Origin of the sequence: Citreimonas sp. (genome assembly GCF_042096055.1) — a bacterium.
Classification (GTDB): Bacteria; Pseudomonadota; Alphaproteobacteria; order Rhodobacterales; family Rhodobacteraceae; genus Citreimonas.
On the sequence record NZ_JBELMH010000079.1, the window covers coordinates 1 to 13,947 of the forward strand.

The following is a 13,947-nucleotide window of genomic DNA, read 5'->3' on the forward strand; positions in this document are numbered from 1 at the left end:
AGAATCGGTAGCAATCATTCCAGCTATAACAAACAAAAGCGAAGATTTACCCGCTGGCGGGGATGCGCGTGGCGCCGGCCGACCTGGCCGAGGGCGCGGCGCGCGACGGCGTGCCGATCCCGGCGCTGCTGGCCGCGCTGCGCAAGGGCCTGGAGCCGGAGCTGGCCGAATGGCTGCACTGGGGCGCGACCTCGCAGGATATGATCGACACCGCGCTGGTCCTGTGCCTGCGCGATTGCGCCGATGCGATGCTGGCCGAGGTTTCCACGCTGCTGGATTCGCTCGGCGCACTGGCCGGGGCCGAGGCGGACACCGTCCAGCTGGCGCGCACGCGGACGCAGGGCGCCATGCCCACGACCTTCGGCGCGACGCTGGCCGCGTGGGGGCACGGGCTGGACGACGCCGCCAAGGCGCTGGCCGCGGCGCGAGAGGCGGTGGCGGTGCTGTCGCTGCACGGCGCGGCGGGCACGGATGCGGCGCTGGGGGCCGACGCGCCCGCGGTGCGCGCGGCGATGGCGCGGGTGCTGGACCTGCGCGCGGACGACGCACCCTGGCACACGCGGCGGGGGGCCGTGGCGCAGTTCGCGGCGGCGATGGCGACGCTGGCGGCGGCCGCGGGGCGGATCGGCGGAGACATGGCGTTCCTCGCCGCGACCGGGATCGGAGAGGTCACGCTGGCGGGCGGCGGATCGTCCGCGATGCCGCACAAGGTCAACCCGGTGCGGGCCGAAGCGGCGCAATCGCTGGCGCGGCTGGCGGCACACCTGCAGGCCGCTGTGACCGAGGCGTCGATCCACACCACCAACCGCGACGGCGTGGCTTGGGGGCTGGAATGGCTGTCGCTGCGCCAGCTTTGCGGCGCGGCCGGAGCGGCGGTGAGTGCGATCGCTCAGGCGGTCGACGGCCTGCGCCCGAACCGCGAGGCGATGCGCGCCAACCTCGACGCGCTGGGGCCGGCGGCGTATTCGGAACGCCTCGCCTACATGCTGGCGCGGCACATGCCGCGCGGCGACGCCCGCTGCGCGGTGACCGAGGCGCTGGCGACCGATGACCCGGTCGCGGCCCTGCGCAGGGCCTGTCCCGAGGCGAACCTGGAAGACGCGTTGGACCCGCTGGCGGCCGCCGGTTCGGCGCCCGCGCAGGCCCGCGCCTTCGCCACCACGCGCCGGCGCTGACCGGCTTGCACGAAACCCGCCCCGCGAGCACACCGGGGCCGAGACAACGAGAACCGAAAGGACAAGCGCCGATGTCGAACCCCGCCATCCTCTGTGTCGCCATCACCGGGTCGGTGCCCACCAAGGCCGACAACCCGGCGGTCCCGGTCACCATAGACGAGCAGGTCGAAAGCACGCACGCGGCCTTCGAGGCGGGTGCCGCGATCGCGCATTGCCACGTGCGCGACGACGAGGGCAAGCCGACCTCGGACCCCGAGCGCTTCGCCCGGCTGAAGGAGGGGATCGAGAAACACTGCCCCGGCATGATCGTGCAGCTGTCCACCGGCGGGCGGTCGGGTGCGGGCAAGGCCCGCGGGGGCATGCTGTCGCTGGCGCCGGACATGGCGTCGCTGTCGGTGGGGTCGAACAACTTCCCCACCCGCGTCTACGAGAACCCGCCGGACCTGGTGGAATGGCTGGCGTCCGAGATGCGCACCTACGGCGTCAAGCCCGAGATCGAGGCCTTCGACCTGAGCCACATCTTCCACGCGAAGCTGATGAAGGATCGCGGCGAGCTGGAGGGCACGCCCTACGTGCAGTTCGTGATGGGCGTGAAGAACGCGATGCCGGCCGACCGGCGGGTGTTCGACTTCTACATCGAGACGGTGAAGCGCCTGTTCGGCGAGGACGCGCCGTGGTGCGCCGCCGGCATCGGCCGGCACCAGGCCGAAATCAACGACTGGGCGGCCGAGGCGGGCGGGCACCTGCGCACGGGGCTCGAGGACAACATCCGGCTGGACCGCGACACGCTGGCGCCGTCGAACGCGGCGCTGGTCGAACGCGCGGCCGAGACGGTGCGCCGCCACGGCCGCAGCGTCGCCACCGTGGCCGAGGCGCGCGCGATCCTGGGCCTGCGCGCCGCCTGACGCGCCGGCCCGTCCCTTCCGGGCCGGGCCTCAGGCCGCGGTGAAGGCGTCGCGGTAGGTGTCGCGCAGCACGTTCTTCTGCACCTTGCCCATCGTGTTGCGCGGCAATTCCTCGACCACGCGGAAGTCGCGCGGGTGCTTGTAGCGCGCGAGCGCGGTGCGCACCGCCTCGGCGATGGCGTCGAGATCGGGGCGGGCGTTCTTCTCGGGCACGATGACGGCCAGGGGCGTCTCGCCGAAATCGGCGTGCGGCACGCCGATCACCGCGGATTCCAGAACGCCCGGCTGGTCGTCGAGCACCATCTCGATCTCTTTCGGATAGATGTTGTACCCGCCCGAGATGATCAGGTCCTTGTCGCGCCCGACGATCTGCAGGTAGCCGTCCTCGTCGTAGCGGCCGAGATCGCCGGTGATGAAGAAGCCGTCCTCGCGCAGCTCGGCGGCGGTCTTTTCCGGCATCTGCCAGTAGCCCTTGAACACGTTGGGGCCGCGCACCTCGACCTGGCCGGTCTCGCCCTGCGGCAGGGTCCTGCCTGTCTCGGGGTCGGTCACCTTGACCTCGACCCCCGGCAGGGGCTGGCCAACGGTGCCGGGGCGGCGTTCGCCGTCATAGGGGTTCGAGGTGTTCATGTTGGTTTCGGTCATGCCGTAGCGCTCGAGGATCCGGTGCCCGGTGCGGGCGGAGAACTTCTCGTGCGTGTCGGCCAGAAGCGGCGCGCTGCCCGACACGAACAGGCGCATGTTGCGCGTCAGGTCGCGCGTCAGGCGGTCGTCGTCCAGCAGCCGGGTGTAGAAGGTCGGCACACCCATCATCGCGGTGGCCTGCGGCAGGCGTTCGATCATCGCGTCGGGGTCGAACTTCGGCAGGAAGATCATCGCCGAGCCGGCGGCGAGCGTCACGTTGGTGGCGACGAAAAGCCCGTGCGTGTGGAAGATCGGCAGCGCGTGCAGCAGCACGTCGTCCTCGGTGAAGCGCCAGAAGTCGACCAGCGTCTGCGCATTCGACAGCAGGTTGTCCTGCGTCAGCATCGCGCCTTTGCTGCGCCCGGTCGTTCCGGACGTGTAGAGGAACGCGGCCAGATCGTCCGCGCCGCGCGCCACGGTGTCGAAGCTGTCGGGCTTGTCCGCGGCCGCGTCGGCCAGGGTGCCCGCGCCGTCGGCGCCCAGCGTCATCAGCCGCGCCCCCTGCCCTTCCGCCATGCCGCGCAACTCGTCCGCGCGGGCCGGGTCGCAGACCAGGATGCCGGCGCCCGAGTTCTCGACGAAGTACGACAGTTCGTCGCGGGTATAGCCGGTGTTGAGCGGCAGGAATACCACGCCCGCTTGCACGCAGGCGGCGTATAGCGCCAGCGCGTCGGGCGATTTCTCGACCTGCACGGCGAGGCGGTCGCCGGGTGCGAGACCCGCGTCGGTGATCGCGTGAGCGAAGCGCGCGGCGCGGCCGAGAAAGGCAGCGTAGGAGAGGCGCGCGCCGTCGGGCAGGATCAGGAAGGGTTTGTCCTGCCCGGCATGGGGCACGAACAGGCTGTCGTAGAGATGGTTCGCCATGCGGTCCTCCTAGGCCATCTGCTTGTCGGCGGCGGCGGCCAGCGACCGCACCTCGGACGAGGTCGCGATCTCGCGCGCGTCCGCGAAGCGTTCATGGTTCTGCGACACGCGGGCCAGATCGTAAAGGTAGTTGACCATCAGGCCGCAGGACTGCGCGCGGCCCTTCGGGGACGCGTCGGCGCCGGCGTGCAACTGGTGCACCGAGGCGCCGTTGCCGAGGTGGAAGCGCGCCACCGGGTCGAGCGGGGTGCCGTCCTCGCGCCGCGCGCGCGTCAGGTACCAGGCCGCCAGCGCGCGCATCTGCGCGTCGTCTTCGGGATCGTGCGCCATGCCGCTGTCGGCCAGCCAGCGGCAGAAGCCGGGGATCGGCGACAGGGTCACGAAGGTCTTGAGGCCGGGGCATTCCATCGACAGGTCGGCAGCGACCTGCTTGATCAGCGAGTTGCCGAACGAGATACCGGCGAGGCCGTTCTGGCAGTTCGAGATCGAGTAGAACACCGCCGTGTCGGCGCGGTCCTTGTCCAGCTCGTCGCGATCCTCGGCCAGAAGGCTCTGGACCGAGCCGGGGATGCCGCGGGTCAGCGCCACCTCGACGAAGATCAGCGGCTCGTCCGGCATGGCGGGATGGAAGAAGGCGAAGCAGCGGCGGTCGTCGGGCTCGACCCGGCGGCGCAGGTCCTCCCAGGTATCGATGGCGTGCACGGCCTCGTATTCGATGATCTTCTCGAGGATACGGGCGGGGCTTTCCCAGCTGATCGGGCGCAGCACGAGGAAGCCGCGGTTGAACCAGCTGGCGAAGAGGTGCCGGAAGTCGAGGTCGAGCGCCTGCAGCGCGGGCTCGTCCCGGCCCAGGCGCAGCAGGTCGGCGCGCATCTTGACCAGCGCGTTGGTGGCGCCGGGCACCTGGTTCAGGCGGCGGATCAGTTCCTGCCGGGGCGGTTCGGCGGCGGTCATCACCGCCCGGTAGGTCGTCTTGGTTTGGCCCTGCTCGTAGGCGTCGAGCGCGGCGCGCAGCCGGTCGGTATCGATGGTCATCGAGCCGGCGAGATGGCGGAAGAAGTCCAGGCGCCCCGCATCGTCCAGCGCCGCGTAGCGGTCGAGGATCGAGCGCGCGAGCGTGAGCCCCGAGATCTCGCCCCGCGCGCCGATCAGGTCGGCGGCTAGGTCCGGCAGGGGCCGGGTGTCGGTGCGCCCGCCCCCCCAGGGGGCGTAGCGCCGCTCGAACACGGTCGAGAGCATGTCGGCGAGGATCGTCACAGTTCGACTCCCATCACGAGGTTCGGCAGCCACAGCGCGAGGCCGGGGAAGAGGCACAGCAGCACGATCGCCACGACCATGCAGCCGACATAGGGCAGCGAGCCGACGAGGATCGTCTTCAGCTTGATGTCGGGCGCGATGCCGTTGATCACGTAGAGGTTCAACCCGACCGGCGGCGAGATCAAGCCGATCTCCATGTTGATCGTCAGCACGACCGCGAACCAGATCGGATCGAAGCCGGCGAGCGTGATGATCGGCAAAAGAATGGGCGCCGCCATGAGGATCACCGCCACCGGCGGCAGGAAGAAACCCGCCACAAGAAGGAACAGGTTGATCATCGCCATCAGCACCCAGCGGTTCACGTCGAGCGAGCCGATCCATTCGGCGATGGCCTGCGTGATGAACAGCGACGACAGCATGTAGCTGAAGACGCCCGCCGCGCCGATGATGAACAGGATCATCACCGATTCCTTGGTGCTGTCGCGCAGGATCTCCCAGATCTTGGCGGGGCTCCACAGGCGGTATATGACCATGGCGATCACCAGGCACAGCAGCGCGCCCACCGCGGCGGTTTCCGACGGCGTCGCGATGCCGCCGTACATGGCGTAGAGCACGCCGAGGATGATCGCGATGAAGGGCAGCACGCGGGGCAGGATCTCGAACCGCTCGCGCCAGGTGTAGGTGCCGGCGCGCAGCACGTGGGCGTCGCCCGAGCGCCACGTGGAATAGAGCGACCACAGCATGAACAGCGCCACCAGCAGCAGGCCGGGGATCACGCCCGCCAGGAACAGCCGCCCGATCGAGGTTTCGGTCGCGATGCCGTAGACGATCATGGTGACCGAGGGCGGGATCAGGATGCCCAGCGTGCCGCCCGCGGCGATCGAACCGGCGGCGACGCTGTCGGGATAGCCGCGCTTGCGCATCTCGGGGATGCCCATCTTGCCGATGGCAGCACAAGTGGCGGGAGACGATCCACTCATCGCCGAAAACAGCGCACAGGCGCCGAGGTTCGACACGACGAGGCCCCCTGGCACGCGCGTCAGCCAGCGTTCCAGCGCCTCGTACAGATCGGCGCCGGCGCGGGTGGAGGCGATGGCCGCGCCCATGATGATGAACATCGGGATCGACAGCAGCGCGAAGTTGTCGAGCTTGCCGAAGAAGATCTCGGGCATCAGCGACAGCGACGACATCCCGTCGAAGACGATCAGGAAGCCGCCGGCGACGACCAGCAGCCCGGCGGCCACCGAGATCCCCGAGAACAGCACGCCCACGGTGACCACGGCCACCAGCGATCCAAGCGACAACGGATCCATCAATCGGCCCTTTCTGCGACGTCGGTGAGGCTTGCATCGGCGTCGAGGCCGAACGGCTCCTCGACCTGCGTGAGCATGGCGTAGAAGTCGGCGGCGAGCTGCAGGAAATACAGCCCGAAGCCCAGCGGCAGCATGAGGTACGGAACCCACAGCTTGGGGTTCCAGGGCGAGTTCGACGTCTCGCCCCAATCCCAGGCCTCGTGCCAGAAATGGTAGCCGTGCCAGCCCATCGCGCCCACGACGGCGAGCGTCAGCAGCAGCACGAGGAAGGCCAGCACCTTGCGCGCGCCCGGCGGCAGCATCAGCGGCAGCAGGTCGACGTTCACGTGGCCGCGCAGGTACTGCACGTAAGGAAGGCCCAGCATCGTGGCGGCGATCATCATGTAGGTGACGCCCTCGGTCTGCCAGATGGTCGAGCCGTTCAGCACGAAGCGGATGAAGATCATCTGGCAGGTGACAGCGACCGACGCGACGATCAGCAGCGCGGATGCGATGCCCGCCAGGTGGCTGAGCAGGCCGATCGCGCGCAGCACGGGGTTGCCGCCATGCGGGGCGGCGGTGTGGCTTGGGGACGAGCCGGACATGCGCGGCCTCTCGTTGGATGTGGTTCGGGTGGCGCCCGGCGCGACGAGGCGCCTTGGCGTGGCGGACCGGGCGCGCATGGCGCCCGGCCCTGTCCGGATCGCGGGATCAGGCGGCTTCGGTCACTCGACCGACAGCGCCATGTCGAGCAGCTTCTGCCCCTCGGGCGAGCCTTCGAGGAACGCCTTGTAGGCGGTCTCCTGCGCCAGTGCGCGCCAAGTCTCGAACTCCTCGGCGGTCATCTCGGCGATCTCGACGCCGTTCTCGGCGAAGACGTCGCGGGCCTCGCCGTCCTCCTTCTTGGCCTCCTCGAGGTAGAACGCCTCGGCCTTCTCGGCCGCGTCCATCAGCGCCTGCTGCTGCTCCTCGTTGAGGCCGTCGAAGGTCGACTTGTTCATCAGCATCGGCTGGTACATGAACCACAGCGCGTAATCGCCCGCGGGCGTGAAGCAGGCCACCTGCTCGTAGATGCGGTAGCTGACGAAGGACGACGACGAGGTGTTCGCCGCGTCCAGCACGCCGGTCTGCATCGCGTTGTAGATCTCGGCCGAGGACATGGACGCGATCGACGCGCCGGCGCCGGCCAGCATCTGCTCGAACGCCTTGCCGGCGGCGCGCATCTGCTTGCCCTCGACGTCCTCGGGGGCGGTGATGCACTCCTCGGTGCCCGCGAAGCCGCCGGCCAGGTAACCCGGCACCAGCGTCATGATGTCGTCCTCGTTCAGGATCGTCTCGATCTCGGCCATGAACTCGGAGTCGTTGAGGCGCGCGGCGTGGTCGTGGTTCTTCACCAGCCCCGGCATCAGCGTCAGGTTGTAGGGGTTGCGCAGCCCGCCCGCGTAGGACAGCGGGAAGACGATCATGTCGACCTGCCCGCGCGACAGCGGCTTGTACTGCTCGCGCGCCTTGAACAGCGACTGGCTGGGGAAAATCTTGATGTCGAGCCCGACATCGGCGGCGGCGACCTCGTCGGCGACCATCTGGGCGACCTTGTGGCGCACGTCGCCTTCGGACCATTGGTGCGAGACGCGCAGTTCCTGCTGGGCCTGGGCCGCGAATGCGGTCGCGCACAGCGTCGCCGCAGCGGCGAATGTTGTTAGCTTCATCGGTTCTTCCTCCCTTGTGGCGGCCCCTCCAGACCGCCGACCATGAAGGTTTCGCAACGGAACACCGCCACGTCAACCGCTTTGTATACAAGAAATTCATTATTGTCGGAAGAAACGGCCTTGCGTATACAGCGGTATATGGAACGCAAACGCTCGGACAGCATCGCCGAAACGCTCGAGGGCCTGATCCTCGACGGCACCTTCGCCGACGGCGACCGGCTGGACGAGGTGCAACTGGCCGATCGGTTCGACGTTTCGCGCACGCCGCTGCGCGAGGCGTTCCAGCGGCTTGCGGTGTCGGGGCTGGTCGAGCAGATCCCCCGCCGCGGCGTCTTCGTGCGCCAGCCTGGGCCCGTCGCGCTTCTGGAGATGTTCGAGGTCATGGCCGAGCTGGAAGCCGCCTGCGCGCGGCTGGCCGCGTCGCGCATCACCGACGCGGCGCTGGACGAGATGCGCGCGGTGAACGCCCGCTGTCACGCCTCGGTCGAGATGCGCGATGTCGACGCCTACTACCGCGAGAACGAGCGCTTCCACGCGATCCTCTACCGGCAGTCCGCGAACGGCTTCCTGGAAGACAAATGCCTGCGGCTGCAGCGCCGGCTGTCGCCCTTCCGCCGCCGTCAGCTGCACCTGCGCGGGCGGCTGGCGCAGTCGATGGCCGAGCACGAATCCGTCGTCGCGGCGCTGGAACGCGGCGAGGCGACCACGGCCGCCGACGCGATCCGCGCGCATGTGGCCGTGCAGGGCGAGAAGTTCCATCTGCTGATGAGCGCGCTCAAGCAGCCGGCCGAGTAAGGCACTACTGGCAGGCCGAAGTCGCGACGACCGGGAACAGCGACCACAGCGTCGCCACCACGCCGACCCAGCCGGTCATGATGCTGACGCTGCGCACGAAGCCGGGTTCGGCGCCGAAGCGGCGCGTGTGCAGCCCTGCCAGGATTGCCGCCAGCACGACGAGCGACGCGAGCCAAGCCGCCGTCAGCGCGGCGCGCATCAGCGACAGCCCACCGACGTCGATCCCCGCCCAGCCGAAGGCGCAGGCGATGCCGTGCAGGCCGTAGACGGCGCTGAACGCCGCGAGCCAGGCGATCGGTCCGATGAGGATGCGCACGAGGTCGGTCATGACGCGAAGCCCGGCAGGTGGGCGACGGCGAGGATCAGGATCGCGACGACGCCCATGTAATCGACCCACAGCCCCGCGATCGGCAGTTCGGCCCGGCGGCGGGCCGAGACGAAGCCGCGAGACACCCGGGCGGCCAGGAAGCCCAGCATCAGCAGCGGGATGATGACATGTGCCGCGCCGTAGCCGCCCATGACGAACAGCGTGGCGTTGTAGGCATGCCCGGTCGGCGGTGGCACGCGCAGCATCAGCGCGACGAGGGCGACAAGCACGACCAGCACCCCTGCCCCCGCGACCGCAAGGCCCGTCATGGCCGAGCCGCCACGCCGGTTCGCGCGGATGGCGAGGCGCATGCCGAGAGGCGCGACCGCCGCGCCTGCGATCCCGCCCACCAGTTCGATCAGCGACGGCTGGAACCATTCCGGCGGCGGCCAGCCGGGCGCCACGGTGAACAGGAAGGCGTAGCCGAACAGCAGCGAGCCGAAGAGGACCGCGTTCGCCACCAGCAGGAAGAGCGAGCCCCACCAGCCCGGCGCGCGGCCGACCTCGCCCGCGTGGGGCAGCGAGACGCCCAGGCCCACGTCCTCGGGGCCGACGTCGTCGCGATGGCCCAGCGCCCAGACCCAGCGCAGGGCCAGCGCCGCGACGCCCGCCAGCGCGACCGGCGCGAACCAGTAGAGCTTGAGCAGGATCGACAGGAAGAACAGGCCCGTGACCGCCGACATCAGCATCGGCAGGCGCGTGTTGCCGGGATAGACGACGATGTAGTCCGGCGTCGCGCGGCCCGCGTCGACCGTCAAAGTCTCGCGCCGGTCGCCGCGCGGGGTGGCGAGGTAGCCTTCGCCCCGGGCGATGCGCGCGGGCAGCGCGGGGTCGTCGTAGACCGCGTCGCGCGCCCGGATCTGCGGCAGGCTGGCGAAGTTGTAGTTCGTGGGCGGCGTCGGCATCGCCCATTCCAGGCTGCCCGAGCCCCACGGATTGCGCGGGCTGCGCCGGCCGACGAAGAAGGCCATCACGACCTCGATCAGCACCATCGCCAGCCCGAACGCCATGATGAACCCGCCCACGGACGAGATCAGGTTGATGGTGGTCCAGCCGTCCGATGCCTCGTAGGTCCAGATGCGGCGGCGCTGGCCCAGCAGGCCGACCCAGTGCATCGCCAGGAACGTGCCGTGGAAGCCGACGAAGATCAGCACGAACGCCACCTCGCCCAGCCGGAAGAAGCGCCTCCGCCCGGTGAAATGCGGCAGCCAGTAGTAGAGGCCCGCGAGAATCGGGAAGACGAAGCCGCCGAACAGCACGTAGTGCAGGTGCGCGGTGATGAAGGCGGTGTCGTGCGCCTGCCAGTCGAAGGGCACGACGGCGACCATCACGCCGGTCAGCCCGCCCATGACGAAGGTCGCGAAGAAGCCCAGGATGTGCAGCATCGGCAGCCGCAGGTCTGGCCGCCCTTTCCACATCGTGCCGATCCAGGCGAAGATCTGCACGCCCGTCGGCACCGCCACCAGTGTCGAGGCGGCCGAGAAGAACGCGAGCCCCATGTGCGGGATGCCGGTGGTGAACATGTGGTGGACCCACAGCCCGAACGACAGGAAGGCCAGCGCCACCGCCGCCGCCACGATCCAGCCGTAGCCCAGCAGCGTGGTGCGGCACATGACCGGCAGCACGGTCGAGATCACGCCCGCCGCCGGCAGGAAGATGATGTAGACCTCGGGGTGGCCGAACAGCCAGAACAGGTGCTGCCACAACAGGCTGTCGCCGCCCAGCTCGGCCTGGAAGAAGGGAAAGCCGAAGGCGCGCTCGACCTCGAGCAGGATCGAGCCGAGGATCAGCGGCGGGAAGCCCGTCAGGATCATCAGTGCGGTAACGAGCGCGTACCACGCGAAGATCGGCATCTTGTCCAGCGTCATGCCCGGCGCGCGGTAGCGCAGGATCGAGACGGTCAGCTCGACCGCCGCCGCCATGGCCGAAATCTCGACGAAGGTGATGCCGATCAGCCAGAAATCGGTGTTGATGCCGGGCGAGTACAGCGGGCCTGTCAGCGGCGGGTACATGAACCACCCGCCGTTGGGCGCGATGCCCAGCACCATCGAGATGAGCAGCATCGAGCCGCCGAAGGCGTAGCACCAGTAACCATAGGCCGTGAGCCGCGGATAGGCGAGGTCGCGGCTGCCCAGCATCTTCGGCAGCAGGTAGATCGCCAGCCCCTCGAAGGTGGGGATGGCGAACAGGAACATCATGATGGTCCCGTGCATCGTGAAGAACTGGCTGTAGAGCTCGGGGCCGACGAAGGCCGAGTTCGGCGTGGCCAGTTGCGCGCGGATCAGCATGGCCAGCACGCCGCCCACGGCGAAGAAGAAGAACGACGTGACCAGGAACATCCGGCCCAGATCGGTGTGGCTGACCGTCGAGGTCCAGCCCTTCCAGCCGGGCTCGGACGCCCAGTTCGCCTGCAGCCTGCGGTGCCGCTCGAGCGTCCTCATCGTGTGCCCCCTGCCAGGAATTGGTCCCACCCGGCCGCGTCGTGGGCGACCACCTCGAATTCGTGCCCGGCATAGCCCTCGCCGCTGAACTCGGCGCTGGCGCCGCGGTAGGTGCCGGGCAGGTCGGCCTCGATCCGCAGGACGTTGACGTGGCCGGGGATCGCGTCGAGCTTGCCCGCGAGGCGCGGCACCCAGAAGCTGTGGATCACGTCCGCGGTGGTGATCGCCACGTCGACCGGGCGGCCCGCGGGGATGTGCAGCACGCCCTCGGTCACCACACCGGGTGCGTCGTCGTAGGAAAAGCGCCACGCCCAGCGCCGCCCCTCGGCCTGCACCGACACGACGTCGGCGCCCTGCCGGGGCACCAGCCCCTCGCCGATGACGAGGCCGTAGGCCAGCAGCGCGGCCAGCACGCTCATGGGGAAGACCAGGCCCAGGCCGATGATCCAGGTCCGCTCGGTCCCGCGTCCGGTACGGGTGAAGGCGAGCGCGATCAGCGCCAGCACCAGCACTAGGATGACGCCCGATCCGACCAGCATCACCCACCAAAGCGTGGCGATCCGTCCGGCCGCCGGCCCCGCCGGATCGACGGTCGAGAGCGCGCCGTCGCAACCCGCGAGCGCCAAAAGCGTTACCCCCGGGAAAATCGCACCCAGGAGGCGCCGCCGATGGCCCAGAACTACACCCAGGACGAGGACAAGCTGGTCGATCCGATCACGCAGCGCCCAGGTTTCGACGCCACCGAGTCGAAGATCGCCATCAGCGGGCACCCCGTCCACGCGATGAGCGTCGCCTTCCCGATTGCGCTGACCTTCTGCACCTTCGGCGCAGACGTGCTGTACTGGTGGACCGGCGACGCCTTCTGGGCGCGGGCCGGCATCTGGGCCGCCGGCACGGGCTTCGGCTTCGGCATGCTGGCCGCGTTCTCGGGCACGGCCGAGCTGCTGCTGGTCAGCGGCATCCGTGCCCGCGCGGCGCCGTGGACGCACGCGATCATCGCGGTCACGCTGCTGGCCCTGCTCGGCGCCAACTGGGCGCACAGGCTCTACGGCTACGAGGCAGCCGTGCTGCCCTACGGCATCCTGCTGTCGGCCCTGAGCGTCGTGATGGTGGGTGTGACGGGGTGGCATGGGGGCAAACTCGTCTTCGACTATCGCCTGGGGACTTCGAGGGGCAGCTGACCGCCCCGCGGCTCGGCCAGCCAGTCCGGGAAGACGATCCAGGACAGGTCCGGCTTGCCCAGCACCAGCACGAGGATGGCGATCATCGGCAGCAGGGCGAGCAGCATCGGCAGCCACGGCGCGGGCGGCGCGCTTCGGCCCTTGGTTTCGGCCACGCTGACCAGGATGTGGCCGATCCAGGAATGGGCGAAGACCAGAAGCGCGACGAAGAACAGCTTGGCATAGAGCCACGGCACCAGCGTCTCGCGGAAGAAGATCAGCCAGGTGCCGGCGACGATGGCCACGATCGCCGCGGGCGTGACGACGATCGTGTAGGTCAGCTGCGTCGCGCGCCGGATGCGGAGGTAGTCGTCGTCGGCGTTGCCGGGGTCGTGGCGCGCCAGCATCAGCGGCATCGCGAGGATCCCGCCGCACCACACGAACAGCGCCACCAGGTGCGCGGCCTTGAAGAAGGGGATGAGAACCTGAACGACGGCTTGGATCCACTCGATCACGAGACCGCGCCCCGCAGTCTCGTCCATCCGCCGCGCGCGACGTATGCGGCGGCGACCGCGTAGGGCAGCCCGGCCGGCACCCACATGAGCAGCCCGCCCAGCTGCTGGTCGGCCAGCGGCGTGAAGCCCCAGTCCAGCGGCGCGATCGCGTGCGCGGCGTAAAGCTGTTGCGGCGCGAAGGTCAGAAGCGCGCCCAGCATCCCCATCTGCGCGAAGGCCGCGAGGATGTAGAGCAGCGCGTCGACCGGCGCGCGGTCACGGGCCAGCGCGGCGCGCCAGAACCACACGGCGCTGGAGGTCAGGGTGATCTGCATGATCCAGTAGACGCCCTTGTGCGACAGCGCGAGGTCGTAGGCCGCCGGCACGTGCCAGGCCCACAGCACCGCCGTCGACACGGCGAACGGAAGCGCGATGGACCCGGCGCGGCGGCCGGGCAACGCATGCGCCAGAAGCGGCGCGGCCACCGCAACCAGCAGCACGTGGTGCACCACGCGGGCCGAAAACAGCGCCGAGGACAGGGCACAGAGCGGAGAGACGAAAGCGGCCGCCAGCACGGCGACGCCCACAAGGCCCGCACGGTTGCGCCGAAGCAGGATCGCCATGCACGCCAGCGCGGCGATCAGGACCGGGTCCAGGTTCCAGCTTGTCCACAATTCGCGCGGCACGGGGGGCGGGCCGCAATAGATGCCGTTCATGTGCCTTCCGTCGAAGCCAGGGGTCCACCGCGCGCGGGTGATCACGGGTTCGTAACCCCTCGGCTCAGGCGCGGGTTCCCCGCGTGCC

The 13,947-nt window shown here is 69.5% G+C and carries 14 protein-coding genes; 4 read left to right on the top strand and 10 right to left on the bottom strand.

Features of this window, described 5'->3' with window-relative positions:
* Positions 1–62: 62 nt before the first annotated feature.
* Together ACFDTC_RS14745 and ACFDTC_RS14750 are read left to right on the top strand one after the other, a co-directional pair.
* Positions 63–1,175 carry a lyase family protein gene (locus ACFDTC_RS14745; protein WP_375259647.1) on the top strand — a complete coding sequence of 371 codons (1,113 nt, stop codon included), beginning with the start codon at positions 63–65 and terminating at the stop codon, positions 1,173–1,175.
* Between the two features lie 71 nt (positions 1,176–1,246).
* Positions 1,247–2,080 (top strand): 3-keto-5-aminohexanoate cleavage protein, encoded by an 834-nt coding sequence (locus ACFDTC_RS14750; protein ID WP_375259648.1) that lies wholly within the window; start codon positions 1,247–1,249, stop codon positions 2,078–2,080.
* 30 nt (positions 2,081–2,110) lie between these two features.
* Here the strand turns inward: ACFDTC_RS14750 and ACFDTC_RS14755 are convergent, their stop codons facing one another.
* From ACFDTC_RS14755 to dctP, 5 genes are all read right to left on the bottom strand, one after another.
* On the bottom strand, positions 2,111–3,628 hold the full coding sequence (locus tag ACFDTC_RS14755; protein WP_375259649.1) for a malonyl-CoA synthase: 1,518 nt from the start codon (positions 3,626–3,628) through the stop codon (positions 2,111–2,113).
* A 9-nt stretch (positions 3,629–3,637) separates the two neighbouring features.
* Positions 3,638–4,885, bottom strand: a complete 1,248-nt coding sequence (locus ACFDTC_RS14760; RefSeq protein WP_375259650.1) for a malonyl-CoA decarboxylase — start codon at positions 4,883–4,885, stop codon at positions 3,638–3,640.
* Positions 4,882–6,198: a TRAP transporter large permease gene (locus ACFDTC_RS14765; RefSeq protein ID WP_375259651.1), complete on the bottom strand. Its 1,317-nt coding sequence runs from the start codon at positions 6,196–6,198 to the stop codon at positions 4,882–4,884. Before ACFDTC_RS14765 ends, ACFDTC_RS14760 begins: the two co-directional genes overlap by 4 nt.
* Positions 6,198–6,782, bottom strand: a complete 585-nt coding sequence (locus tag ACFDTC_RS14770; protein WP_375259652.1) for a TRAP transporter small permease subunit — start codon at positions 6,780–6,782, stop codon at positions 6,198–6,200. Before ACFDTC_RS14770 ends, ACFDTC_RS14765 begins: the two co-directional genes overlap by 1 nt.
* A gap of 120 nt (positions 6,783–6,902) precedes the next feature.
* Complete coding sequence (gene dctP, locus ACFDTC_RS14775) at positions 6,903–7,886, bottom strand: TRAP transporter substrate-binding protein DctP (protein WP_375259653.1); 984 nt, start codon at positions 7,884–7,886, stop codon at positions 6,903–6,905.
* A 138-nt stretch (positions 7,887–8,024) separates the two neighbouring features.
* Between dctP and ACFDTC_RS14780 the strand changes: the two genes are divergently transcribed.
* Positions 8,025–8,681, top strand: coding sequence for a GntR family transcriptional regulator (locus ACFDTC_RS14780; RefSeq protein WP_375259654.1), 657 nt, complete (start codon positions 8,025–8,027; stop codon positions 8,679–8,681).
* 4 nt (positions 8,682–8,685) lie between these two features.
* Here the strand turns inward: ACFDTC_RS14780 and ACFDTC_RS14785 are convergent, their stop codons facing one another.
* Genes ACFDTC_RS14785 through ACFDTC_RS14795 form a run of 3 tightly spaced genes read right to left on the bottom strand, consistent with a single transcriptional unit; the run spans position 8,686 to position 12,115 of the window.
* The gene (locus ACFDTC_RS14785) at positions 8,686–9,009 is read right to left on the bottom strand and encodes a hypothetical protein (RefSeq protein WP_375259655.1); all 324 of its coding nucleotides are present in this window, start codon (positions 9,007–9,009) and stop codon (positions 8,686–8,688) included.
* Positions 9,006–11,489 carry a cytochrome c oxidase subunit I gene (ctaD, locus tag ACFDTC_RS14790; RefSeq protein ID WP_375259656.1) on the bottom strand — a complete coding sequence of 828 codons (2,484 nt, stop codon included), beginning with the start codon at positions 11,487–11,489 and terminating at the stop codon, positions 9,006–9,008. Before ctaD ends, ACFDTC_RS14785 begins: the two co-directional genes overlap by 4 nt.
* Positions 11,486–12,115: a cytochrome c oxidase subunit II gene (locus ACFDTC_RS14795; protein WP_375259657.1), complete on the bottom strand. Its 630-nt coding sequence runs from the start codon at positions 12,113–12,115 to the stop codon at positions 11,486–11,488. The genes ctaD and ACFDTC_RS14795 overlap by 4 nt, the downstream gene beginning before the upstream one ends.
* A 42-nt stretch (positions 12,116–12,157) precedes the next feature.
* On the opposite strand from ACFDTC_RS14795, the gene ACFDTC_RS14800 reads away from it, so the two are divergent.
* On the top strand, positions 12,158–12,670 hold the full coding sequence (locus ACFDTC_RS14800; protein WP_375259658.1) for a DUF2231 domain-containing protein: 513 nt from the start codon (positions 12,158–12,160) through the stop codon (positions 12,668–12,670).
* Here the strand turns inward: ACFDTC_RS14800 and ACFDTC_RS14805 are convergent.
* Positions 12,640–13,164: a CopD family protein gene (locus tag ACFDTC_RS14805; protein ID WP_375259659.1), complete on the bottom strand. Its 525-nt coding sequence runs from the start codon at positions 13,162–13,164 to the stop codon at positions 12,640–12,642. The genes ACFDTC_RS14800 and ACFDTC_RS14805 overlap by 31 nt on opposite strands.
* Positions 13,161–13,859, bottom strand: coding sequence for a cytochrome c oxidase assembly protein (locus ACFDTC_RS14810; RefSeq protein WP_375259660.1), 699 nt, complete (start codon positions 13,857–13,859; stop codon positions 13,161–13,163). Before ACFDTC_RS14810 ends, ACFDTC_RS14805 begins: the two co-directional genes overlap by 4 nt.
* Positions 13,860–13,947 lie beyond the last annotated feature (88 nt).

What these genes read in the sequence shown, in the direction of transcription:
- dctP (WP_375259653.1), bottom strand. Translation starts at nt 7,886, where the DNA reads ATGAAGCTAACAACATTCGCCGCTGCGGCGACGCTGTGCGCGACCGCA.
- ACFDTC_RS14750 (WP_375259648.1), top strand. Translation starts at nt 1,247, where the DNA reads ATGTCGAACCCCGCCATCCTCTGTGTCGCCATCACCGGGTCGGTGCCC.
- ACFDTC_RS14780 (WP_375259654.1), top strand. Translation starts at nt 8,025, where the DNA reads ATGGAACGCAAACGCTCGGACAGCATCGCCGAAACGCTCGAGGGCCTG.
- ACFDTC_RS14800 (WP_375259658.1), top strand. Translation starts at nt 12,158, where the DNA reads ATGGCCCAGAACTACACCCAGGACGAGGACAAGCTGGTCGATCCGATC.
- ACFDTC_RS14785 (WP_375259655.1), bottom strand. Translation starts at nt 9,009, where the DNA reads ATGACCGACCTCGTGCGCATCCTCATCGGACCGATCGCCTGGCTCGCG.
- ctaD (WP_375259656.1), bottom strand. Translation starts at nt 11,489, where the DNA reads ATGAGGACGCTCGAGCGGCACCGCAGGCTGCAGGCGAACTGGGCGTCC.
- ACFDTC_RS14810 (WP_375259660.1), bottom strand. Translation starts at nt 13,859, where the DNA reads ATGAACGGCATCTATTGCGGCCCGCCCCCCGTGCCGCGCGAATTGTGG.
- ACFDTC_RS14765 (WP_375259651.1), bottom strand. Translation starts at nt 6,198, where the DNA reads ATGGATCCGTTGTCGCTTGGATCGCTGGTGGCCGTGGTCACCGTGGGC.
- ACFDTC_RS14745 (WP_375259647.1), top strand. Translation starts at nt 63, where the DNA reads ATGCGCGTGGCGCCGGCCGACCTGGCCGAGGGCGCGGCGCGCGACGGC.
- ACFDTC_RS14770 (WP_375259652.1), bottom strand. Translation starts at nt 6,782, where the DNA reads ATGTCCGGCTCGTCCCCAAGCCACACCGCCGCCCCGCATGGCGGCAAC.
- ACFDTC_RS14755 (WP_375259649.1), bottom strand. Translation starts at nt 3,628, where the DNA reads ATGGCGAACCATCTCTACGACAGCCTGTTCGTGCCCCATGCCGGGCAG.